Origin of the sequence: Lentzea flava (genome assembly GCF_014648475.1) — a bacterium.
Classification (GTDB): Bacteria; Actinomycetota; Actinomycetes; order Mycobacteriales; family Pseudonocardiaceae; genus Lentzea; species Lentzea flava.
This window is the reverse complement of the sequence record NZ_BMRE01000017.1, coordinates 24593-47711: the sequence shown is the minus strand read 5'-3', so window position 1 is coordinate 47711 and position 23119 is coordinate 24593. Positions and strand designations below refer to the sequence as shown.

Here is a 23119-nt window from a genome sequence, read left to right as displayed (position 1 = left end):
GATGCACCCGGACGTCGTGGTCGTGGGAGCGGGCATCATCGGGGCCGCGTGCGCGCAGGCGCTGAAGGCACGCGGGCTCGACGTCGTCGTCATCGACCGCCACGGACCGGCCTCGGGCACCAGTTCCGCCGGTGAGGGCAACGTCCTGGTCAGCGACAAGGAGCCCGGCCCCGAGCTCGAACTGGCCAAGGCGAGCCGGGAGCTGTGGCCGGAGCTCGCCGAGGACGCCGAGTGGGAGGAGAAGGGCGGGCTGGTCGTCGCGACGACCGAGGAAGCCTCCGAACCCCTCAAGGCCTTCGCCGCGAAGCAGCGGACGGCGGGCGTCGACGCCTGCGAGCTCACCGCCGACGAAGCCCTGGCCCACGAGCCGCACCTCAACCCGGAGATCACCGCGGCGGTCCACTACCTGCAGGACGCGCAGCTCAACCCCGTGAAAGCGACGAAGGCCCTGCTGCGCGGCATCAGGATCATCGACGCCGAGGTGTCCACAACGGACGGTCGCAGCGTGACCACGACGACCGGCGTGATCAGCTGCGGCGCCGTCGTCAACGCCACCGGCCCGTGGGCGCGTCACTTCGGCGTCAACGTGCTGCCCCGGCGCGGCGTCGTCCTGGTCACCACCCCGATCCCCGGCACCATCCGGCACAAGGTCTACGACGCGGACTACGTCGGCGCGGTCGCGAGCGGCGACGCCGACCTGCAGACGTCCGGCGTCGTCGAGTCGACCCAGGCGGGCACCGTGCTGATCGGGTCGAGCCGTCAGCGCAAGGGCTTCGACGACACGATCGAGAGCAAGGTGCTGAAAGCGTTGGCACGCAAGGCGATCGCCCTCTTCCCGATGCTGGCCGGCGTGCCGGTGATGCGGGCGTACGGCGGGTTCCGCCCGTACGCGCCGGACCACCTGCCGATCATCGGCGAGGACCCCCGCACACCGGGTCTGTGGCACGCCACCGGCCACGAGGGCGCGGGCGTCGGCCTCGCTCCCGCCACCGGCCGCCTGCTCGCGGATCTGCTCACGGGCGGCACGCCGCTCGTCGATCCCCACCCGTTCCGCGTCGACCGCCAGGAGGTGATGGTGTGAAGGTCACGTTCAACGGCCGGCAGCACGAGGTCGCGCACGTCGCGGAACTGCTGCCGGGACGGTTCTTCTGCGGCATCGGCGTCTGCTTCGGCTGTGTCGCAGAGATCAACGGCGTGCCCGAGGTCCGCGCGTGCCGCCACCAGCTGCGCGACGGCGACGAGATCAGGACGCAACGATGAGGATCGTCGTCGTGGGTGCGGGCCCCGCCGGGATGGCCGCCGCCAGAACAGCCGCCGACGCGGGCGCCGAGGTCACGATGGTCGACTCGGAACCCGAGGCGGGCGGCCAGTTCCTGCGCGGGCGCGCCAAGTTCGAGCACAGGGGCGTCACGCACCTCAAGAACACCGAGGCGTGGATGGTCGAGGGTCGCACACTGCATCTGCGGGGTCCCCGGCAGCTCCGGTTCGACGCCCTGATCATCGCGACCGGCGCCTACGACCGCCCCCTGCCGTTCCCCGGCTGGGACGGCCCCGGCGTGATCACCGCGGGCGCCGCCCAGGCCCTCGCCAAGCAGGGCGTCACCCTCGCCGGCCGCGTGATCGTCGCGGGCACCGGCCCGTTCCTGCTGCCCGTCGCCACCGCACTGCAGGACCTGGGCGCCACCCTCGTCGGCGTCTACGAGGCCAACTCCCCGCTCGCCTGGACCCGCGAAGCGAAGGCCGTGCTCGCGAACCGGCACAAGATCGCCGAACTGGCGAGCTACCGGAAAGTGCTGCCCCGCCTGGAAACCCGCACGGCCGTGATCGCCAAACACGGCGACCGCGTCACGGTCGCGAAGCTCGACCGCCACTGGCGCCCGGTCAGCCACCGCACCGAACACGCCGACCTGGTGTGCATCGGCCACGGCTTCCTCCCGCGCACCGACCTCGTGCCGAACGCCAAGCGCACCAACGACTTCCTCGACGTCGACGACCGCCAGCGGACGTCGGTCGAGAACGTCTACGCGGCAGGCGAGGTCACCGGCATCGGCGGCGCCGACCTGGCCGCGGCCGAAGGCGTGACCGCCGGAGCCGCCGCGGCCGGGCGGCAACCGCCACCCGAAGCGGTGGAGGCCGTGCGCAGGGGCCGCCTGTTCGCGCAGGCGCTGTCGAGGGCACACGCGATCCAGCCGGGCTGGAAGACGTGGCTGAGCGCCGACACCACCGTGTGCCGGTGCGAGAAGGTGCGCCTCGCAGACCTCACCGACGCCACCGGCATGCGCGAGCTGAAGCTCACCAGCCGGGTCGCGATGGGCCGCTGCCAGGGCCGCATCTGCGCCCGCAACGCGGCAGACCTGACCGGCATCCCGTTCGACGGGCAACGCCGCGTGATCGCGGTCCCGATCCCCCTTGGCGAACTGGCCGATCTCCCGGAGGAAACCCCATGACCGAACGCCTGGACGGCGTCATCGTCGCCACCGCACTCCCCTACGCCGAGGACCCGAAGGCCCCGGCCGGACTGCGCCCCGACCTGGACAAGCTCGCCGAGCACTGCCAGTGGGTCGTCGAGAACGGCTGCCGCGGCGTGGGCCCCAACGGCTCGCTCGGCGAGTACTCGTCGCTGACCGACGCGGAACGCCGTGAGGTCGCCCGGACCGCCATCGCGGCGGTGAAGGGCCGCGGCATCGCGGTCATCGGCGTCCACGGCGTGGGCGCGCACCAGGCACGGCACTGGGCCGAACTGGCGGCAGAGGACGGCGCGGACGGCGTGCTCTGCCTGCCGCCCACGATGTACCGGGCGAACCGCGGCGAGGTCGTGCACCACTTCCGCGAGGTCGCCAAGGCCGGGCTGCCGATCATGGTCTACAACAACCCGATCGACACCAAGGTCGACCTCACGCCGGACCTGATCGCCGAGCTGGGCCAGATCGAGCACGTCGTGGCGGTGAAGGAGTTCTCCGGCGACGTCCGCCGCGTGCTGGAGATCAAGGCCGCCGCCCCGCACCTCACCGTCGTGGCCGGCGCCGACGACGTGGTGCTGGAAAGCCTGCTGATGGGTGCCACGGGCTGGTTCGCGGGCTACCCCAACGTGTTCCCTGCCGAGTGCACCGAACTGTTCGAGCTGGCGCTGGCGGGCAAGCTCACCGAAGCCCGCACGCTCTACGAACGTCTCGTGCCCGCGTTCCGCTGGGACTCGCGCACCGAGTTCGTCCAGGCCATCAAGCACTCCATGGACTTCGTGGGCCGCTACGGCGGTCCGTGCCGTCCCCCGCGCGGCCCGTTGTCGCCCGAACAGCGCGCGCAGGTCGACGCCGACATGAAGCTGGCCACCCAGAAATCGGACACGGTATGAGGTTCGCCAAGTACTTCAGCGCCGTCGACTCGCACACCGAGGGCATGCCGACGCGGGTGATCACCGGCGGCGTCGGCGTGATCCCCGGCGAGACCATGGCCGACAAGCGCCTCGAGTTCGTCAAGAACCACGACCACATCCGGCGGCTGCTGGTCAACGAACCTCGCGGCCACGCGGCGATGAGCGGCGCGATCCTGCAGCCGCCGACCCGTCAGGACGCGGACTGGGGCGTGCTCTACATCGAGGTGTCCGGCTGCCTGCCGATGTGCGGCCACGGCACCATCGGCGTGGCGACGGTCCTGGTGGAGACCGGCATGGTCGAGGTGACCGAGCCCGTCACGACGGTCCGCCTCGACACCCCGGCCGGCCTGGTGCTCGCCGACTACGACACCCGCACGAAGCTCGTGACCATCCGCAACGTCCCGGCGTACGCGCACGAGCTGGACGCGACGGTCGAGGTGCCGGGGCTCGGCGAGGTCCGCTACGACATGGCGTACGGCGGCAACTTCTACGCCATCCTCCCGCTGGAGCAGCTCGGCATCCCGTTCGACAGGGCCGAGAAGGACAGGATCCTGGCCGCCGGACTGTCCATCATGGACCAGATCAACGCGGTGAACCGCCCGGTGCACCCGGTGGACGCCGCGATCGGCGGCTGCAAGCACGTCCAGTTCACCGCGCCCGGACGGGACGGGGCTCATTCGCGCAACGCGATGGCGATCCACCCCGGATGGTTCGACCGGTCGCCGTGCGGCACGGGCACCTGCGCCCGGATGGCGCAGCTGCACGCGCGCGGCGAGCTCGAACTCGGTGCGGACTTCGTGAACGAGTCGTTCATCGGCACCAGGTTCATCGGCCGGTTGCTGGAAGAGGTTCCGCTGGGTGACCGAACGGCGGTGGTGCCCACAGTGGCCGGTCGCGCGTGGATCACCGGCATGGGCCAGTACCTGCTGGACGCGACCGATCCGTTCCCGGAAGGTTTCTCGATCTAGTCGTTACCCTCGGTGCCGTGACGACGACGCCCAGTCTGGAAGCGCTGCTACGCATCGGACCGTTCCACTCCGCTCTGCGCGCGGCCATCCGCCGCCGCGGGCTCACCCTGGAGCGGCTCCGGCTACGCCTCGCGCAACAGGACGTGGCGGTGGCGCTGTCGACCCTAAGCGACTGGCAGCAGGGCCGGGTCCGCCCGATCTCGCCGAAGTCGCTCAGGGCCGTCTCGGTGCTCGAGGACCTGCTGGAGGTGCCGCCCCGCTCGCTGCTCGCGCTGCTGGAACGCTCCGACCCGAGCGGCTGGCCGGACGTCGTCCCCGGCATGATGCCCGGCTTCAACACCAACGACCTGGAGGTCGTCTCCCGCCACGACAGGGTCTTCGTCGACGCCCAACGGCACGCGTCACGCATCCACGTGAGCATGGTCGCCCGCGCGCGCCATGACGGCGTCGACCGCTTCTACGCGCACTACTTCTGCGACGACTCCGTGCACGAGGTCCGGCACGAGGCGGTCCGCAACTGCCGGATCGGCCGGTCAGCGCGCAACGAGGCCGAGCACGTGACGGTGGACGAGCTGCTCTTCGACCGGAAGCTGGCGGCGGGTGAGACGTGGGTGTTCGAGTTCGTCATCCACGACGCGACCAGGGTCGACAGCTTCGAGCACGCGCAGGGCGTGCGGTGCTTCCTCGCGCAGAGCCTGATCGAGGTGCACTTCGACCCGGCCGAGCTGCCCACCGATCCGCACGTGTACCTGCAGGACTGGCAGGAGACGGAACCGCACCGGACCATCGATCTGGCGCTGGACCACACGAACTCCGTGCACCACTTCGAGACGAACGTGTCGGTGAACTGGATCGGCATCCGCTGGAGGTGGGCGTAGATGCTCACGACCGACTTCGTGCCCGGCGCCCCGGCGTGGATCGACCTGGGCGGCCCGGATCGGGACGCCGCCGCGGCGTTCTACGGCCGCGTGCTCGGCTGGGAACTCGACGGCCGCGGCCACTTCACCCGCGACGGCAGAACGGTCGCCGGGTACGTGCCGCGCGAGACGGGCGCGTGGACCGTCCACTTCGCGGTGACGGACGCCGGCCGGGCCGCTCAGGCGGTCGTGGCGGCAGGTGGAGCGGTCGACGGCCGGACGATGACCGATCCGCAGGGCGCGGAGTTCGGCGTGTGGCAGCAGACCGGGCTCGACGCGGTGTCGGTGCCGGGAGCGCTGACGTGGCTCGAACTGCACTCCCCCGCCGACGGCGTCTCGTTCTACCGCACGGTGTTCTCCTGGGACGTCGTCACGATTCCCGGTGCGCCCGGCGCTTTCTTCCGTCCCGCGGGCACGGGTGCGGGCCGGTTGTTCGGTGCGGTGGTCGAGGACTCCGCGGCTCATTGGTTGCCGTACTTCGAGGTGACCGATGTGGATCAGGCCGCCGGTGCGGCCGAGGTGATCGTCGAGCCGTACGAGCTGGACGGAGTCGGCCGGATCGCGGTGCTCGTTGATCCGTTCGGAGCCCGGTTCGGCGTCATGCGTTCCGTTACCTCCTGAAGGCTCCCCAAATCGCGGAACGGCGGTTAGCGTGCGCTGGTGCAGTTGCCGTGGAGAGCCGCGCCCGGGGCAGCGCTGTCGAGCCCGCTCACGTTGCTGGTGAGCATCGCGACGACGTTGCTGCTGGGCTTCGTGGTGGCCGCGGCCGTGCTGCACTCGTCCTCCGCCGGGAGCGCCGCTCTCGCCTACCAGCAGGACCGGATCTGCCCGCAGTCGCTGCACCCGTCGCTCGACGGCGGCGCGCTGCCGCTCTCCACCGCTGTCGCGATGTCGTCGCACAGCCCGCTGGGTGCGGTCTACACGCGGATCGGCAGGCCCGACTTCAACGGCCTCGCGACCTACGGCCGGTTCGGGTACCGGCCGGACGCCCTGGCGCACCTGACGGTCGTCGAGGGCGGTGGCACCGGGTTGTGGGTGCCGAGGACGATCGCCACCGCGGCACGGGTGAAGGTCGGTGATCGGCTGACCGGGTCGTCGCTCGTGGTGAGCGCGATCTACGCCGATCTGGCGCACCCGGTGTCCGGGTGGTGGTGTTCCGAGTCGAAGACCGTGGTGCCGAACCCTTTGGGCGGCGACGGGGACAGCACCTCGGTGATCTGGGTGCCGCGGGTGTCCGACCTCGCCTCGCTGCCGCCGGAGTTCTCGTCAGGGGCCTCGGTGTCGCTGAGGTTCCCCACCGAACCCGTGTCCACGCTCGCCGAGGCGGAGGCGTTGCGGGACAGGGGGAACGCGCTCATCACCTCGCTCGGGCTGCCGTTGACGCGGGCGGACGTGCTGTCGTCCGCCATCACGGCGGCCAGGACCTCGCAGCGCAACGTCTCGTCGGCACTGCTGCCGTTGGTGATCATCAGCGTGCTCGTGGGGCTCGCGGGCGTCGGCACGGTGACCGTGCAATGGGCTCAGCGCAGGCATTCCGAGCTGCGGCTGCTGTGGGTGCGCGGCGCCGGTCCGCTCGCTCTCGGCTTCCGCGGGGTGCTGGAGCTCGGGTTGCCGCTGGTGCTGGGCGGTCTGCTCGGGCTGGTGGCGGCGCGGTTGCTCCTGCCGTCGTACGCGCCCGGTGTGGCGCTGGCCCCTGGAACGCTCTGGGTGGCGCTGGGCTTCGTGCTGGCGGTGGTCGTCGCGTCGTTGGCCGTGACCGTGCTGGTGGCCTGCTGGCGGACGCACCGGACGTTCCAGCGGCGTGCCCGGTCGTGGCGGCTTTCTGTGGTGCCGTGGGAACTGGTCGTCGCGGGTCTGGCCGTGCTGGCGTGGGTTCGCTTGTCCCGCAACGGGTTGGGCACGGCGGTGAAGTCCAGCGAGCTGCCGCGGATCGACGTGGCGGCGCTGACGTTCCCGCTGCTGGTCGTGCTGGCGGCGGCCTTGCTCGCGACCCGGCTGCTGCGGTGGTCGCTCGCCTGGTCGCATCGCGTGCGGTGGTGGCAGGTCCCCGCCGCGCAGCTGGCGGTGCGCCGGCTCGCGGCGGCGGTGGGCCCGGTGACCGGTGTGGTGCTGGTCGGGGTGCTGGCCGTCGGGACCATCGCGGTGGGCAGTGCGGTGGCGGGCGCGCAGAAGTCGGCGCTGGACTCGAAGTCGGGAGTGTTCGTCGGCGCCAACAGCACGGTGCAGGTGCCGCAGGACATCGCTCTGGGACGGGTGGCGCTGCCGTCGTCGCTGCGGGGCACCACAACGCTCGTGGGCGTGAGCACCGGCGCGTTGATCGTGGATCCCGCCACCTTCACGGACGCGGCCGTCGTCGACGACGCCGCTGCGGTGCGCTCGCTGCTGGCCGGGCTGCGCCGGACCGGTGAGGTCGCTCCCGCCCTGCGGATCGGGCGGGCGTCGAACCAGGAAGTCCAGATCCCGGGGCTGCCGCTGGTGAAGCCCGTGTCGTGGCTGCCGTCGTTCCCCAAGCTGGGCACGCGGGGCTACGTCGTGGCGCGGGAGTCGGTGCCGGGGGTGGACCAGGTGGGTTCCTGGCACCTGTGGTCGTCGTTGCCGTTGGCCGAGCTGACTTCTTCGTTGCAGGCAGCGGGGATTCACTACACGAACGTCGCCGACCGGGCTCGGGTCCTCGACGGGCTGCCGTTCCTGACCGTGGAGTGGACGTTCGGGTTCGTCGCCGCGATCGGCGTGGTGCTGGCCGTGGTGGCCGCTGTGGCGTTGTTGCTCGCCATCGAGGTGCGACGGCGGCAGAACGCCGTCTCCGGCGCGTTGTCGACGCGGATGGGCATGCGGCCGTCCGTGTTGTGGACGAGCCATCTGCTCGAAGTGGGCGCGCTGGCGCTGGTGGCCTTGGCGATCGGTGCGGTGGCGTCGTTCGTGAGCGCCGGGTTCGCGGTACCGCGGCTGGATCCCGCGCCGTGGCTGAACCCCGCCCCGATGCTGCCCGACCTCACGCCGCTGCTGGGCTCGATGGTGCTGTGCGGACTCGTGGTCGTCGTCGTGGCGGCATGGCTGGCGTTGCGCGGTGTCCGCACCGCGCGGATGGGAGAACTGCTCAGGTGATCCGCGCTTGTGGCGTCGGGGTTTCCTACGGTCCGGTGCGCGCCGTCTCGGACGTGTCGCTGACGATCGCGCCCGGCCTCACCGTGCTGTCCGGGCCGTCGGGGTCGGGCAAGTCGACGCTGCTGCGGGTGCTGTCGCTGGTCGAACGACCCTCCGCGGGTGAGGTCTTCGTGCACGACCGGCCGACGTCCGCGCTGTCGTGGGCGCAGCTGAGGTCGTTGCGGCGCAAGGAGATCGCGGTCGTCTTCCAGAACCCGTCCGACAACCTGATCCCGCACCTGACCGTCGGGGAGAACCTGCGGGCCGCCGGGGCCGCTGATCTGTCCGTTCTGGACCGGCTGGGGCTGGGCGGATCCGGGACGTGGCGGATCGGCGCGTTGTCCGGTGGGCAGCAGCAGCGGCTCGCATTCGGATGTGCGTTGGCGCGCGGGGCTTCCGTGGTGGTGGCGGACGAGCCGACCTCGCAGCTGGACGTCCGGTCCGCCGATCTCGTGCTGGAGACGCTGACCTCGTTGCCGGTGCCCGCCGTGGTGGCGTCGCACGACCCGCGGTTGATCGAGCTGGCGGATCTGTGCGTTCCGCTGGTGGCGTCGTGATCCGGGCGTCGGGAGTGCACCGGTCGTTCGGCGGCGTTGCCGTGCTGCGCGGGGTGGATCTCGCGGTGTCGGCAGGGGAGCTCGTGACGTTGAGCGGGCCGTCCGGGTCAGGCAAGACCGCGCTGCTGTCGTTGCTGTGCGGCTTCGACTCCCCCGACAGCGGGACCGTGTCGCCGGGGCTGGCTTCGTGGTCGGACTGCGCGGTGTTGCCGCAGTCGCTGGGGCTGGCTTCCGAGCTGACGCTGGAGGAGAACGTCGCTCTGCCGTTGCGGCTGGCGGGCCGGGCGGTCGACGGGGTGTCCGGGCTGCTGGCCGAGCTGGGCATCGACGGGCTGGGCGCCCGGTATCCGGGGCAGGTGTCGTTCGGGCAGCAGCAACGGGCAGCGCTCGCGCGTGCCGTGGTGGCCAGGCCCGCGGCGTTGCTCGCCGACGAACCCACGGCGCACCTGGACGCCGTCAGTGCGGTCGCGGCGGTGGGGTTGTTGCGGCGGGTCGCGGACGAAGGTGCCGCCGTGCTGATCGCCACGCACCACGACGCCGTGCACGCCGTCGCCGATCGCGTGCTGGTGCTGGCCGACGGGCAGGTTCAGGGCTGACCGGTGGGCCGGGCGCAGCTCATCACCTCACGGTCGGTGCGCCGCAGATGCGTCTCGCCCCACACGCGGACGCTCTCCACGACGGGCAGGACCGTCGTTCCGTAGGGCGTGAGGCGGTAGATCACGGGCGCCGGGACCGGCCCGGTCTCCACGCGTTCGACGAGCCCGTCGGCCTCCAGCTCCCGCAGCTGCTCGGCCAAGACCTTCGGCGTGATCGGCTCGGCCCGGCGGCGCAGCCCGGCGAAGTGGGACTCGCCGTGCGCGAGCCAGTACACCAGGGTCAGCTTCCACTTCCCGCCGATCGCCGCGAACGCCGCCGCCATCGGGCAACCGGGCAGCGGGTTGGGGCGCGCGAGGTTACCTGCAGGTGCCTTCTTGTTCATGGTGATGGCTCCGTCGACAGTCGAATCATGAACATGCGCAGGCTGCTCACCGTGCCACACGGACGCGTTTTGGTCGCGTGCCTTGCTTTTCTCGCCCTGACCGGGTCGGCGTCGGCCGACACCACCGACGGGCAACGGGACTTCGACTGGGAGCTCGGGACCTGGCACACCGACGTGCGGGTGCTCGCCGATCCGCTGTCGGAGACCGAGGACCAATGGTTGCAGTTCAGCGGCACGTCGGTCGTGCGGCCGCTGATGGACCGGCGGGCGAACGTCGTCGAGCTGAAGGTCACTGGACCGGCCGGCCGGATCGAGGGGCTCAACCTGCGCCTCTACGAACCGCAGGCGCAGCGCTGGAGCCTGACGTTCGTCAACATGCGCGACGGGCTGCTCACGCCGTCGGTGTACGGCGGGTTCCACGACGGCGTCGGCGAGTTCTACGGCGACGACCAGCTCGGCGGGCGCCCGATCAAGGTGCGCTTCGTCGTGCGGCGACAGGGGATGGACAGGGCGACGTTCGAGCAGGCGTTCTCCCAGGACGGTGGCGCGTCCTGGGAGACGAACTGGATCGCCGTCGACCGCCGCTTCTAGCTCAGACCGCCGGGGGACGGTCCTCGTAGGGTGTCGACAGCACGACGGTCGTGCGCGTCGACACGTTGGCCGACTCCCTGATCTTCTGGAGCAGCTCCTCCAGCGCCGTCGGTGAGGCGACGCGCACGCGCAGCACGTACGACGCGTCGCCCGCCACCGAGTAGCAGGCCTCGATCTCCGGCAGGTGCTCGAGGCGCTTCGGGTAGTCGTCCGGCTCGGCCGGGTTGATCGGGAAGAGCGAGATGAACGCCGACATCGGCAGGCCGATCTCGGCGCCGTCCAGCCGGGCGGCGTAGCCCTTCACGATGCCGCGCTGCTCCAGCCGCTTCACGCGCTGGTGCACGGCCGACACCGACAGGCCGACGCGCTCGGCCAGGTCGGTGAAGCTGCACCGGCCGTCCGAGGCGAGTTCCTTCAGTATCGCTCTGTCGATCTGCTCGAGGGTCAAAGCACCACCAGCTCGTGAGGTCGGTTGTTGAAGGACTCGACGCCGGTCTCGGTGGCGACGACGATGTCCTCGATGCGCGCGCCCCAGCGGCCGGGCAGGTAGATGCCGGGCTCGACGCTGAAGGCCATGCCGGCCTCGAGCGGCAGCGCGTTCCCGCTGACGATGTAGGGCTCCTCGTGCACGTCCAGGCCGATGCCGTGCCCGGTGCGGTGCACGAAGTACTCGCCGAAGCCCGCGTCGGTGATGACCTTGCGGGCGACGTTGTCGATCTCCTCGCAGGTGACACCCGGCTTCACGGCCTCGACGGCGGCCTGCTGCGCGGCCTGCAGGACGGCGTAGGTGTCCCACACGTCGTCGTGGGCGGGCTCGCCCATCACGTAGGTGCGGGTCGAGTCGGAGTTATAGCCCTCGGCCACCGGCCCGCCGATGTCGATGACCACGACCTCGCCCGCCTCGATCACGCGGTCGGAGTCGCGGTGGTGCGGCGACGCGCCGTTCGGCCCGGAGCCGACGATCACGAAGTCGGCGACGGTGTGGCCTTCCTCGACGATCGCGGCGGCGATGTCCTTGGCGACCTCGCGTTCGGTGCGGCCCACGCGCAGGAACTCGCCCATGCGCGCGTGCACCCGGTCGATCGCCTGGCCGGCCTTGCGCAGCGCGGCGATCTCACTGGCGTCCTTGCGCATGCGCAGCTCGCGGATGATCGGCCCCGCCAGGCTCTGCGGCCCGCCGATGGCGTTGCCCAGCTTGATGGTGTGCAGGGCGGGCATCATGTCCGCCACCGCCGTCCTCGTACCCTTGATCGCGGCCTTGACCAGCGCGTACGGGTCCTCGCCGTCGACCCACGTGACGACCTGGACACCCAGCTCGTCGGTGGGGATGGCGGCGTAGCCGGGCTGTTCGAGCTTCGGCACGACCAGCGTCGGTGTGCCGCCGACGGGCAGCGCCAGGCACGTGAGGCGCTCGAAGGAGTCGCCACCGGCACCGATCAGGTACCGCAGATCCGAGCCGGGCGAGATGAGGAGGGCGTCGACGCCCGCCTGCTCGGCGGCTGCGGTGGCGCGGTCAAGCCGCGCACGCAGCGCGGACACGTCGATGGGCCCGGTGATCGTTGCCATGGCCAGAAGCCTAGTAGCTTGTCGGGTTGTGAGCTCTCCCCTGGTGCTGCTCGACTCCGCGAGCCTCTACTTCCGGTCGTACTACGCGCTGCCGGACTCGATGACCGCGCCCGACGGCACGCCGGTGAACGCCGTGCGCGGCTTCGTCGACACGATCGCGCGCGTCATCACCGAACGCGGCGCGAGCCGCCTGGTTGCGTGCCTGGACGCCGACTGGCGCCCGGAGTTCCGCGTGAAGGCCCTCCCCTCCTACAAGGCCCACCGCGTGGCCGAGGACGCCGTGGACGGCGAGGAGGAGGTGCCCGACACCCTCACGCCGCAGATCCCGATCATCCTCGACGTCCTCGACGCGGCCGGCATCTGCACCGGCGAGGCGGCGGGCTACGAGGCCGACGACGTCATCGGCGCCCTCGCCCACCGCGAGACCGCGTCGCCGGTCGAGGTCGTCACGGGCGACCGCGACATGTTCCAGGTCGTGCGCCTCGAACCCACGCCCGTCCACGTCGTCTACGTCGGCCGCGGCTGGAACAAGGCCGAGGTCCTGGGCCCGGCGGAACTGGCGGCCAAGTACGCGCTCCCGGTCGAGAACGCCGGCTCCGCCTACGCCGACATGGCCGTCCTGCGCGGCGACCCCTCCGACGGCCTGCCGGGCGTGGCGGGCATCGGCGAGAAGACCGCCGCCAAGCTCATCACCGAGTTCGGCTCGCTGGACGCCCTGCTGAAGGCCGTGAGCGACCCGATGGACCGCAAGCTCACCACCAAGGCCCGCAACGCCCTGCTCGCCGCCGAGGACTACCTGGCGGCCGCCCCCACCGTCGTGCGCACCGCGCTCGACGCCCCTGTCGTGCTGGACCGCGACGACGCGGTGCCGCGGGTACCCGCCGACCCCGAACGGCTGCGCGAGCTCACGCAGCGCTGGGGCCTGGGCAGCTCGGTGCCGCGCCTGGTCAACGCGATGGAGCGCCGCGCCTGACCGCGTGCTGGCCAGGCGCGGCGCACGATCAGGCGAAGGAGTCCGGGTAACCGGCGTCCACGGCAGGTGACGAGACCGACGTCCAGCCGCTGCCGTCGAACCTGTCGCACAGCACGATGCTCCCGGTGCCGACGCGGCGGCAGTACGACGCGGTGCCGTCGCGGCTGGTGAGCCACGCGCGATCGCTGTCGTAGCCCCAGTCGCCGCGCGCCGACGTCACCGACACCCAGCCGGACGGGGTCAGCACCGTGCACACCAGCGCCTGGTAGTTCTGATCACCAGCGCGCCCGCACAACGCCGGACCGTCCTTCGCCGCGAGGTAGGTGCGGTTGTCCGGGTAGGCGGTGTCGACCTGCGGCGACGTCGTGCTCGTCCAGGCCGTTCCGTCGAACCTGTCGCACATCACCCTGCCGCCATCACCGACCCGTCGGCAGTACGAGACGCTGCCGTCGGCGTTCGTGAGCCACGCGCGGTCCGCGTAGCCCCAGTCGCCGCGCGCCGACGTGACGGACACCCAGCCGGACGGCGTCTGCACCGTGCACACCAGCGCCTGGTAGTTCTGATCACCAGCACGCCCGCACAACGCCGGACCGTCCTTGGCCGCGAGGTAGGTGCGGTTGTCCGGGTAGCCGACGTCCACCTGTCCCGAGATCGAGCTGGACCAGGCCGTGCCGTCGAACCTGTCACAGCGGACCCGGCCGCCGTCACCGACCCGGCCGCAGTACGACACCGTGCCGTCGCGGTTCACCAGCCAGGACCGGTCCGCGGAGTAGCCCCAGTCACCGGCCCCGGACGTCACCGAACGCCAGCCGGACGAGGTCAGCACCGTGCACACCAGCGCCTGATAGGTGTCGCCGCCCGCCCGGCCGCAGAGCGCCGGACCGTCCTTGGTCGACAGCACCGCCCGGTTCTCCGGGTAGCCGGCGTCGATCTGCGGCGAGGTCGTGCTCGTCCAGGCTGTTCCGTCGAACCTGTCGCACATGATCCGTCCACCGTCGCCCACCCGGCGGCAGTACGACACGCTGCCATCGGAGTTCGGCAGCCACGTGCGGTCGGCGAGGTAGCCCCAGTCGCCGGCGCCCGTCGCCGCCGACGACCAGCCCGTCGCGGTGCGCATCGTGCACACGAGGGCCTGGTGGTTCTGCGCACCTGCCCGCCCGCACTCCGCCGGACCGTCCTTTGTGGGCAGATAGGCTCGGTCGGCGGCCTCGAAGCCCGTGGTGATCCGCTTGGTCGACGGCGGCGACGTGCCCGCGGAGTTCCGCGCCACGACCGCGTAGTTGTACGACTGCCCCGGCGAGACGCGCGCGTCGAGGTAGGTAGTGCCGCCGACCGCGGCCAGGAGCGCGCCGTCGCGGTACACCTGGTAGTCGGCAGCACCGGCCGCGGCGCCCCAGGACAGGTTCACCCGCGACCCGTGCACCAGAGCGGTGATGGCGCCGGGAGCGCCCAGCGCGGGCGGCGGCGCGACGACGTCCTTGAAGTGGATGAACCCGGTCGGGTAGTAGCCGCCAGGCGTGAGCTTCTTCCAGTGGAATTCGCGGCCGTAGTTGTCCTCGGAGACGATGACGTAACCCGGACCGACTTCCTCGACGTACGCGACGTGACCGTAGTAGCCCGAACCGTTCGAATTGGAATCCCACCACGCGATCGAGCCCACGGCAGGTGTGCCGTTGACGGCGACACCGTACTGAGCGGCACGGGATCCCCACTGATACGCGTTGCCGTAACCCCGCAAGTAACTCGCGTCCGCCCCGTTCCGGATGAGACGGTAGGCCGCGTAGTTGGTGCAGTTGTGACCGGGATCCATGCCCCAGTACGAGGTGCCGCTGTTGGCCGCGTAGTCCCCGTTGCCGCGGCCGGCGGCAGCACACCCCTGGTACCCGGTGCAGAGCGTGGTCGACACCGCGGAGGCCAGGGGTGTGCTCAGGCCGGCGAGCACGACCGCGAGCACTGCCAGCAGAACAAAACGTCTTCGCACAACACGAGCGATCCGCACAAGCGACTCCTCTTCCCGGGAACGACAAGTCGTTTGTCGCGGAGTCACTCGCGCCGGTTAGCGCTCTTCCTGACGATCACACGGACCGCCCAGCCCGAATTCCTATGCGCAGACCCGTGGTCGATGTGGGCACCAGGAGAATCACCCGCAATTCGCAATCTCGTTCACCCGACTGCCACCCGCCTCGATGTCCACAGAGGACCATTCCTGGCGGAGTGGGATCTCCGTTGTCACACTTGGGCTTTCCGGCTCGATGGAGTCCGCATGACCCCAACTCGACACCGAAGACGGCTGTTCAGCCTGACCGGGCTGCTGGTGCTGCTCGCCACGTTGCTCGTGCCCGCCCCAGCGATCGCACTGGGCAACGACTACCCGTGGCCGCAGGCGAACATGAACCAGCTTTCCCCGCTGCGCTTCTACTACCGCAACTGCACCGACTACGCCGCCTGGACGCTCAACCAGCAGCTCGGCGGCACCACGACCGACATCCGGTTCAACTGGAGCAGCATCCAGGTGAACAACAGCGGGCACGCCAAGGACTGGCGACAGGGTGCGATCAACCGCGGAAAGCCCGTGGATGACACGCCGAGACGTGGTGCCGTCGCCTGGTGGGGCGCGAACTACGGCGGCGGGTACGGGCACGTGGCCATGGTCGCCGAGGTGCGCGACGGCGGGAACACCGTGGTCGTGCACGAGTACAACCGCAGCTACACGGGCGTTTTCGGTGCTCGCACGCTCACCAGGTCGAACGGCTGGCCGGAGGCGTTCCTGCACATCGCCGACCTGCGCAACCCGGACGTCAGCGGGGACGGCCGCGCCGACCTCGTCATCGTCGCGACCGGGCCGACCGGATCGGGCCGCACCGAAGCACACGTCCTCGACGCCGCCACCGGCTACTCCACCTGGTACGCGCACTGGGCCACGGCCGCCGGCTACAGCGGCGCGGACAGCGACCGCCACCTCGTCGGCGACGTCAACGGAGACGGCCGCGCCGACCTTGTCATCGTCGGTACCGGACCGACCGGATCGGGCCGCACCGAGGCACACGTCCTCGACGGCGCCACCGGCTACTCCACCTGGCTCGCCCACTGGGCCACCGCCGCCGGCTACGGCAACTCCGCCGACCGATTCGTCCTCGGCGACGTCAACGGGGACGGCCGGGCCGACCTCGTCATCGTCGGCACCGGACCGACCGGATCAGGCCGCACCGAAGCACACGTCCTCGACGCCGCCACCGGCTACTCCACCTGGCTCGCCCACTGGGCCACCGCCGCCGGCTACGGCGACTCCACCCTCCGGTACGCCATGTGATCGAACCGCGCTAGAAGAACGTGCCGCAGTACGGCTTCCGCGGCACCGCGAACAACGCGTCCGCGTCGGCCAGGCGGGTCCCCTCGATCCGCTTGGCCGCCGCGAGCTGCGAGAACGTCGTGTCGCCGAGGTAGGCGGCACCGAGCAGGTCGACCGGCATCGTGATGTCGGCCTGCTCGTCGACGCGTTCGGCGCCGTCCGGCGACACCCGGTAGCAGCCGTCGTTGGCGGGCAGCAGCCTGTCCCGGATCTCGATCACGACCGGTTCGGCGGCGCCGTAGGTGCGGGCCGAGAGCATGCGCGGGACGTCGACCAGGCGCAGCCAGATCTCGTCGTACACGTCCTTGGAGCGGACGACGCGAGGGTCCTCGAAGAGCCACCAGAACGGGTCGTCGAGCGCCGCGTCGATCTCGATCAGGTCGACCAGGTCGAGCCGCGCCGCGTAGATCCACAGGTCGCGCCACGCGTCGTCGTTCGCCCACTCGAAGTCCTCAATGGACATCCGGCGCTTGAAGTCCTTGTCCTCAGTCACCTGGTAGGTCAGGAAACCGTCGTCACCGTCCGATCCACTGTGGACGACGGTGACCGTGTTCTTCGCGTTGCTCTCGCGGTCGCGCGACCGGGCCCACCACCCCGGCCACCGGCTGATCTGGCCCGGCCGCCACAGTCCGACGGCCTCGTGCAGCTCCGGCAGCAGCTTGTCGGCGGTGTCCTGGTCGAGCATCCGCACGCGGCCGGTCATCTCGCCGGGGATCACGGCGCGCCGGGCGTCGATCTCCACGACCCGCCACCGACCGGCGAGGCCGTAGCCGAAACGGCCGTAGATGCGGCCCTCGGAGGCGCGCAGCGTGGCCACCGGGTCGGGCAGCGTGGACAGTTGCTCGCGCATCAGGGCGGTCAACACGCCACGGCGCGTGTAGTCGGCACGGACGCCGACACGGGAGATGGCGGAGTGCGGCACCACGGCGCCACCGGGCACCACGAGAGAGGAACCGTACGACTGGGTGGTGCCGATCATTTCGTCGCCGTCGAAGGCCGCGAGCGCGCGATCGGGCTCGTAGGAGGGCCGGGTGACCTTCCAGTCGTCGTCCGAGGGGCCCGGCATGTGCATCGCACGGCGGAAGACCGTGGTGTGGGCCCGGAACTGCGCTTCGTCGTTCAGCACGCGGATGTCGGTCACGCCCGTGATCGTGGCTCACGCACGACCGCGGGCGCACCCGAGTTTCCGCTGTGCGGATCAGCCGGTGGGCTGACCGACCTCGTACTCGCCGTCCTCGGTCTTGACGACGATCTTGACCTTCTTGTCCTTGCCGCCGACCTGGACCTTGCACTCGAACGAGGTGTTGGGCTTGACCTCGTTCTCACCGGTGCAGGTCGCGCTGCCGACGTCGGAGATCTTGTACTCGTCCTTCAGGATCTGGACGATGCCGGTCTGCACGGCGGTGTTGTCGAAGATCTTCTTCTTGAAGAAGGCGGGCGTCACGAAACCGGCGAACAGCACACCGCCGACGAGCAGCACGACGACGACCGCGGCGACCCAGATGCCCGCGCTGGACTTCTTCTGCGGCACCGGCGGGCCGAAGCCCGGCTGCTGCCCGTACGGGTTGGGCTGCTGGCCGGGGTACTGCTGGGTCTGCTGGCCGTACGGGTCGCCCTGCACGGGCGTGCCGTACGGGTTCGACTGGGGCTGCTGGGGCACGCCGTACTGCTGCGTCTGCTGCTGCGACGGATCGAAACCGGGGTACGGCTGCTGCTGGCCCGGCTGGGGCTGCGGCTGGCCGTAGGGGTTCTGAGCCGGGAAGCCGCCGGACGGGGTACCGGGAGGGAAACCGCCACCGTAGGGCTGCTGCGGCTGGCCCCAGGGCTGCTGCGGATCGTTCCCTCCGGACGGTCCGTACGGGCTGCTCATCTGTCGACCTCCGTGTGTACGACGTTGCGGCGCGATCCAACCACACCGTTGACGTCAGTCTTTACTCCGACTCGCAAAACCTTTGTCAGGCCCATGTCACATCATCGCCACAACACCGCGCCGCAGCGCGTCGACAGCCTTCGCCGCGGCCGAGCCGACCGGGTCCTCTCGTCCGACCACATCACGGATCTGGTCCAAAAGGTCGATCACCTGACGGCACCAACGGACGAAATCGCCCGCGCCGAGCTCGTTGCCGCCCGCCTCGGCCGCGCTCAGCACCTTTTCGAGCGACTCGCCGCGCGCCCAGCGGAACACCGGCCACGCGAACCCGGGGTCGGGCTGGCGCGTGATGCGCTCCAGCTTGTGGCGGCGCTCGTCGTCCTCGATCTCCGCCCACAGCCGCACGGTCTTCAGCATCGCGTCCGACACCGGCCCCTGCGGCAGCCGCGCCTCGACCGGACCGTCCCGCCGCGCCTCGTAGACCAGCGACGACACCACGGCCGCCAGCTCCTCCGGCCTGAGGCCCTTCCACACGCCGTGGCGCAGGCACTCGGCGGCGAGCAGGTCCGACTCGCTGTAGAGCCTGGTCAGCCGCATGCCGTCCTGCGTGACCTCGTCGTTCTCGGACAGGTAGCCCCGTTCGCGCAGCAACGCCCGGATGCGGTCGAACTGACGCGCCAGCGAGTGCGTCGTCGCCGCGACCTTGCGCTCCAGCTGCTCGGTCTCGGCCAGCAGCCGGTGGTACCGCTCGCCCCACCGCGCGTGGTCTTCGCGCTGGTCACAGCCGTGGCAGGGGTGCGCGCGCAGGGCACGGCGCAACGTCGCGAGCTCGGGGTCGTCGTCCGCCGTGGTCTTCTTGCGCCCGCGCGACGGCACGGCGATCCCGGTGTTGCGGACCGTCGACGCGAGGTCGCGCCGCGACTTGGGCGAGCGCACGTCCACCTGCCGCGGCAGCCGGATGTGGCCCAGCACCTCGACCGGCGCCGGGAAGTCCGCCGAGGTCAGCCGGCCCGACCAGCGGTCCTCGGTGACGACCAGCGGCCGCGCCTCGCCCAGCGGCTCGATGCCGGGGTCGATGACGACGGCGAGGCCCGACCTGCGCCCGGACGGCACCGCGATCACGTCGCCCTTGCGCAGTCGCTCCAGCGACTTGGCGGTCTCGATGCGCCGCGCGTTCGTGTTCTGCTTCGCGAGCTGCTTCTCCCGGTCGGCGACCCTGCGGCGCAGCGACGCGTACTCCGCGAAGTCGCCGAGGTGGCACGTCATCGACTCGGCATAGCCCTCGAGCGCGTCCTTGTTGCGCTCGATCCGCCGCGCCAGCCCGACCACCGACCGGTCGGCCTGGAACTGCGCGAACGACTGCTCCAGGATCTCGCGCGCGGCCGCGGCACCCAGCTGGTGCACGAGGTTGACGGCCATGTTGTAGCCGGGTCGGAAGCTGGAGCGAAGCGGGTACGTGCGCGTGGAGGCGAGCCCGCCGACCGCCTTGGGGTCGATCCCGGGCTGCCACACGACGACCGCGTGCCCCTCGACGTCGATGCCACGACGCCCCGCCCGCCCGGTGAGCTGCGTGTACTCCCCCGGCGTGAGGTCGACGTGCGCCTCACCGTTGTACTTGACGAGCTTCTCGAGCACGACCGTCCGCGCGGGCATGTTGATGCCCAGCGCGAGCGTCTCGGTCGCGAACACGACCTTGACCAGCCCGCGGACGAACAGCTCCTCGACCGTCTCCTTGAACGCGGGCAGCAGCCCGGCGTGGTGCGACGCGATGCCCCGCTCCAGCGCCTCCCGCCACTCCCAGTACCCGAGCACCATGAGATCGGCCTCGGGAAGGTCGCGCGTCTTCTCGTCGATGATCCGCCGAACCTGCTCGGTCTCCTCCGGCGTGTTGAGCCGCAACCCGGCCCGCGCGGTCTGCGCGACCGCAGCGTCACACCCGGCCCGGCTGAACACGAACACGATCGCGGGCAACAACCCGGCCGCGTCCATCCGCTGGATCATGTCGATCCGCGACGGCGGCTTGAACCCGCTGTTGCGCGACGGCCTTCCGGTGCCACCGCGATTGCGGTTCCGGCTGAACGGCACGTGGTACCGCGTCAGCTCCTCGGTCTTGCGCAACACCTGGGCGTTGATCCGCGCATGCGTCTCGTCCCCCTCGAAGAGATCGAGCATCTGGTTGCCCACCAGCATGTGCTGCCACAACGGCACGGGCCGATGCTCGTCGACCACGACCGTCGTGTCGCCCCGCACCGCGACCAGCCACTCACCGAACTCCTCGGCGTTGCTGACCGTCGCGGACAACCCGACCACCTGCACGTGCTCCGGCAGGTGCAGGATCACCTCTTCCCACACGGGCCCGCGAAACCGGTCCGCGAGGTAGTGCACCTCGTCCATGACGACGTACGCGAGTCCGTCCAGAGTGGACGAACCCGAGTACAGCATGTTCCGCAGCACCTCGGTGGTCATCACCACGACGGGAGCCCCACCGTTGACACTCGTGTCGCCCGTCAGCAGCCCGATGCTCTCCGGCCCGTAACGCGCGGTGAGATCAGCGAACTTCTGGTTGCTGAGCGCCTTGATCGGCGTGGTGTAGAAGCACTTGCGACCCTCGGTGAGGGCCAGGTGCACGGCGAACTCGCCCACCACCGTCTTGCCGGCACCGGTGGGGGCGCAGACGAGCACTCCGTGACCGTCCTCCAGGGCCTCGCAGGCCTGGCGCTGGAACGGGTCCAGCTCGAACGAGATGACGGAGCCGAAGTCGGTCAGCTTGGGCCGCTGGGCGTTGCGCCGGGAGTGGGCGTAGGCCTCGGCCGGGGACCGCGAAGCACGTGACACCCCTTCAGGCTTTCACATCGCACCGACAATCGCCGCTGAGATAGATTAACTTCAGGAAACACTGAAGGTATTGAGCGTACTGGCGTGACGCTGAGGGTTCCAGCGGAGGGGTCGCCGATGCGGTTCGGTCACCTTGGGCAGGTGCTTGCGCGGGCATTGACGAGCGTTGGTTACGTCATCGCCGCTTCGCGACGATTGCGATTGGGGCTTGACTTCGGGGCCCTTGCGAGGCGCAGATCGGCCTTAAAAAGCCGGGCAGGTAAAGCGCCCGGCCGATCCGAACACGGTAGCACCTCGCACCCAAAGTCAAGCCCCAATCGCGAGCGCGCGTGGTTGCGTTAGGCGGTCGGGTTCCGGACATTACCGCTTGAACAGCGTGGCATCAGGCCTTTACGGCTCGGCTTCGCCTTCGCAGTTTCGGGGAGGCACCTCGGCTTCGCCGTTGGTAATGCGTGGCGGCGGGGGCTTTGCGGTTTGTGTCGTATAGCCGCAGTGGGCTCGGTGCTTGCCTTCGGGTGATCCCTCTTGTCGCTGTCGCGGCTTGCCGACCGTGGCCGGATTTTGGGCATGGCTGTGCCACGGCCGTGGTGGAGCTGCACGGCCGTGGCGGTTGGCGTGGTGGAGGGACCGCTCGCGTTCCCTGGTCGGAGTCAGGCGGCGGTGTGGAGCTGGTTGCGTCTGGGTTTTCGCAGCGGGTCCAGCCAGGCGGGCGGGTAGAAGACCGGTAGGCCGTGCTCGATCTTCACTTCCCAGCCGCTGCGGTGGATCAGCGTGTGGTGGTGGCGGCACAGCAACACGCCGTTGTCGACGCGGGTGTCTCCGCCGTCGGCCCAGTGGTGAACATGGTGGGCATCGCAATGCTTCGGCGGCCGGCCACACCCAGGGAACGCACAGCCGTGATCACGCGCGACCAGAGCCCGGCGGATCCCGGCGGTGAACAGCCGCGACCGGCGACCCACATCGAGCGGCTGCGACCGGCCGCCCATCACCATCGGGATGATCCCCGCAGAGCAAGCGAGCTGACGGACCTGATCAGCCGGGATCCGCTCGCCGTTGTCCAGCACCGCGTGACCCACCTGCTCGGCCAGATCCTGATAAGCCATGGTCAGGATGAGAGTGACCGGTTCGCCGCCGTGTTCGGGCAGCTGATCGGCGCGCAGCATCAGGTCGATCAGCTCGGCCAGGGCGTCGCCCTGGCGCTCGTCAAGCGAGCGCGGGTCCGGGCCTTCGTCGGTGGTCGGCCGGGGCTTGGCCAGCGGGTCCAGCAGCGTCGCGAACTTCGCGCCGGTCACCGCGTCCAGCGTCGCCGCGAGCTTCCAGTCCCCGGCCTTGTTCTGCCGCAGCGTAAGCCGGTTGCCCGCAGACTCGGGCTCGGGGTCACGCGGTTCGGGGTCGTTCTGGTAGAGGCCGTAGGCCAGGTCTTTGCCGAACGTGCGCACCGCGGCGGGCTCGTGGTCGCGGGCACACTCCACGACCAGGTTCTCGACCTCGGCGGGCAGGTTCTTCATCGCCTCCGCGACCGCGGCGACGTGGTCGAGCGACAACGCGCCCTCCGCCGCGGCCGCGGCGGTCACCGGAAGGACGGGGGCGAGTTCGTTGCCGGTCGGGGTGATCTCACTGCTGAGCAGGACGGCCTGCTCCACCCAGCGCCTGGCGGTCGCCGGATCCCAGCGGAGGGCGTGCCGCAGCACCTGCGGCAAAGTTTTGTACCCCAGCTCCGCGGCGGCCCCGCGCCGATTCAGCTCGGCGATGTCCTGCATCACCGAGTATTCGCGGGCCCGGATTTCCGTCACCTTGCCGACGATGCTGCGCAGCAGCTCGTCAGTGGAGAGAAGGGAAAGCCCGGGGTCGCTCACATGTTCGACCCTACCGCAAGATCACGACAATATTACGGCCGAAAATAAACACCATCGAGTGAATCGAACCGACGCGAAGCCTGCCGCGCTGTTCGAGCGGTAATTACGTGCTCGGATCAGCCGGGCTCCTTATGCCCGGCT

The 23119-nt window shown here is 70.4% G+C and carries 21 protein-coding genes; 13 read left to right on the top strand and 8 right to left on the bottom strand.

The annotated features are described in order from the left end of the window. Position 1: 1 nt before the first annotated feature. Genes IEZ09_RS20555 through IEZ09_RS20510 form a run of 10 tightly spaced genes read left to right on the top strand, consistent with a single transcriptional unit; the run spans position 2 to position 9555 of the window. Entirely contained in the window at positions 2 to 1081 is a 1080-nt protein-coding gene (locus tag IEZ09_RS20555) for an NAD(P)/FAD-dependent oxidoreductase (protein ID WP_189255345.1), read from the top strand. Continuing rightward, positions 1078 to 1260: a 2Fe-2S iron-sulfur cluster-binding protein gene (locus IEZ09_RS20550; protein WP_189255344.1), complete on the top strand. Its 183-nt coding sequence runs from the start codon at positions 1078 to 1080 to the stop codon at positions 1258 to 1260. The genes IEZ09_RS20555 and IEZ09_RS20550 overlap by 4 nt, the downstream gene beginning before the upstream one ends. Beyond that, complete coding sequence (locus IEZ09_RS20545; RefSeq protein WP_189255343.1) at positions 1257 to 2447, top strand: NAD(P)/FAD-dependent oxidoreductase; 1191 nt, start codon at positions 1257 to 1259, stop codon at positions 2445 to 2447. The genes IEZ09_RS20550 and IEZ09_RS20545 overlap by 4 nt, the downstream gene beginning before the upstream one ends. After that, positions 2444 to 3352: a dihydrodipicolinate synthase family protein gene (locus tag IEZ09_RS20540; protein ID WP_189255342.1), complete on the top strand. Its 909-nt coding sequence runs from the start codon at positions 2444 to 2446 to the stop codon at positions 3350 to 3352. The genes IEZ09_RS20545 and IEZ09_RS20540 overlap by 4 nt, the downstream gene beginning before the upstream one ends. Beyond that, on the top strand, positions 3349 to 4341 hold the full coding sequence (locus IEZ09_RS20535; RefSeq protein WP_189255341.1) for a proline racemase family protein: 993 nt from the start codon (positions 3349 to 3351) through the stop codon (positions 4339 to 4341). The genes IEZ09_RS20540 and IEZ09_RS20535 overlap by 4 nt, the downstream gene beginning before the upstream one ends. 17 nt (positions 4342 to 4358) lie before the next feature. Beyond that, positions 4359 to 5219: a hypothetical protein gene (locus IEZ09_RS20530; protein ID WP_189255340.1), complete on the top strand. Its 861-nt coding sequence runs from the start codon at positions 4359 to 4361 to the stop codon at positions 5217 to 5219. Then, entirely contained in the window at positions 5220 to 5879 is a 660-nt protein-coding gene (locus IEZ09_RS20525) for a VOC family protein (protein ID WP_189255339.1), read from the top strand. It begins immediately after the preceding gene. A 39-nt stretch (positions 5880 to 5918) separates the two neighbouring features. Next, complete coding sequence (locus tag IEZ09_RS20520; RefSeq protein WP_189255338.1) at positions 5919 to 8363, top strand: ABC transporter permease; 2445 nt, start codon at positions 5919 to 5921, stop codon at positions 8361 to 8363. Positions 8364 to 8398: 35 nt separating this feature from the next. Beyond that, a complete protein-coding gene (locus IEZ09_RS20515; RefSeq protein WP_308202428.1) occupies positions 8399 to 8959 on the top strand; it encodes an ABC transporter ATP-binding protein in 561 nt (186 codons plus the stop codon). Next, positions 8959 to 9555, top strand: a complete 597-nt coding sequence (locus IEZ09_RS20510; protein WP_189255418.1) for an ATP-binding cassette domain-containing protein — start codon at positions 8959 to 8961, stop codon at positions 9553 to 9555. The genes IEZ09_RS20515 and IEZ09_RS20510 overlap by 1 nt, the downstream gene beginning before the upstream one ends. Here the strand turns inward: IEZ09_RS20510 and IEZ09_RS20505 are convergent. Further along, positions 9546 to 9938 (bottom strand): winged helix-turn-helix transcriptional regulator, encoded by a 393-nt coding sequence (locus tag IEZ09_RS20505; protein ID WP_229812771.1) that lies wholly within the window; start codon positions 9936 to 9938, stop codon positions 9546 to 9548. The two genes, IEZ09_RS20510 and IEZ09_RS20505, sit on opposite strands and share 10 nt — an antisense overlap. Positions 9939 to 9965: 27 nt before the next feature. Here IEZ09_RS20505 and IEZ09_RS20500 point away from each other — a divergent pair, with 27 nt between their 5' ends. Next, the gene (locus tag IEZ09_RS20500; protein WP_229812770.1) at positions 9966 to 10529 is read left to right on the top strand and encodes a hypothetical protein; all 564 of its coding nucleotides are present in this window, start codon (positions 9966 to 9968) and stop codon (positions 10527 to 10529) included. Between the two features lies 1 nt (position 10530). Here the strand turns inward: IEZ09_RS20500 and IEZ09_RS20495 are convergent, their stop codons facing one another. Both IEZ09_RS20495 and IEZ09_RS20490 read right to left on the bottom strand, forming a co-directional pair. Continuing rightward, on the bottom strand, positions 10531 to 10977 hold the full coding sequence (locus IEZ09_RS20495; RefSeq protein ID WP_189255336.1) for an Lrp/AsnC family transcriptional regulator: 447 nt from the start codon (positions 10975 to 10977) through the stop codon (positions 10531 to 10533). Continuing rightward, complete coding sequence (locus tag IEZ09_RS20490; protein WP_189255335.1) at positions 10974 to 12095, bottom strand: M24 family metallopeptidase; 1122 nt, start codon at positions 12093 to 12095, stop codon at positions 10974 to 10976. The genes IEZ09_RS20495 and IEZ09_RS20490 overlap by 4 nt, the downstream gene beginning before the upstream one ends. 28 nt (positions 12096 to 12123) lie before the next feature. Between IEZ09_RS20490 and IEZ09_RS20485 the strand changes: the two genes are divergently transcribed. Continuing rightward, positions 12124 to 13068, top strand: a complete 945-nt coding sequence (locus IEZ09_RS20485; RefSeq protein ID WP_189255334.1) for a 5'-3' exonuclease — start codon at positions 12124 to 12126, stop codon at positions 13066 to 13068. A 28-nt stretch (positions 13069 to 13096) separates the two neighbouring features. Here the strand turns inward: IEZ09_RS20485 and IEZ09_RS20480 are convergent, their stop codons facing one another. Next, complete coding sequence (locus IEZ09_RS20480) at positions 13097 to 15049, bottom strand: CHAP domain-containing protein (RefSeq protein WP_229812769.1); 1953 nt, start codon at positions 15047 to 15049, stop codon at positions 13097 to 13099. A 282-nt stretch (positions 15050 to 15331) separates the two neighbouring features. Between IEZ09_RS20480 and IEZ09_RS20475 the strand changes: the two genes are divergently transcribed. Next, positions 15332 to 16378, top strand: a complete 1047-nt coding sequence (locus tag IEZ09_RS20475) for a CHAP domain-containing protein (RefSeq protein WP_189255332.1) — start codon at positions 15332 to 15334, stop codon at positions 16376 to 16378. Between the two features lie 10 nt (positions 16379 to 16388). Here IEZ09_RS20475 and IEZ09_RS20470 read toward each other — a convergent pair whose 3' ends face one another. The 4 genes from IEZ09_RS20470 to IEZ09_RS20455 all read right to left on the bottom strand — a co-directional run bounded on the left by IEZ09_RS20470 (position 16389) and on the right by IEZ09_RS20455 (position 22978). Beyond that, a complete protein-coding gene (locus IEZ09_RS20470; protein ID WP_189255331.1) occupies positions 16389 to 17558 on the bottom strand; it encodes a GNAT family N-acetyltransferase in 1170 nt (389 codons plus the stop codon). 57 nt (positions 17559 to 17615) lie between these two features. Next, positions 17616 to 18287: a DUF4333 domain-containing protein gene (locus IEZ09_RS20465; RefSeq protein ID WP_189255330.1), complete on the bottom strand. Its 672-nt coding sequence runs from the start codon at positions 18285 to 18287 to the stop codon at positions 17616 to 17618. Positions 18288 to 18383: 96 nt separating this feature from the next. Beyond that, positions 18384 to 21122: a DEAD/DEAH box helicase gene (locus IEZ09_RS20460; protein ID WP_189255329.1), complete on the bottom strand. Its 2739-nt coding sequence runs from the start codon at positions 21120 to 21122 to the stop codon at positions 18384 to 18386. A 650-nt stretch (positions 21123 to 21772) separates the two neighbouring features. Next, entirely contained in the window at positions 21773 to 22978 is a 1206-nt protein-coding gene (locus tag IEZ09_RS20455) for an HNH endonuclease signature motif containing protein (RefSeq protein WP_189255328.1), read from the bottom strand. Positions 22979 to 23119 lie beyond the last annotated feature (141 nt).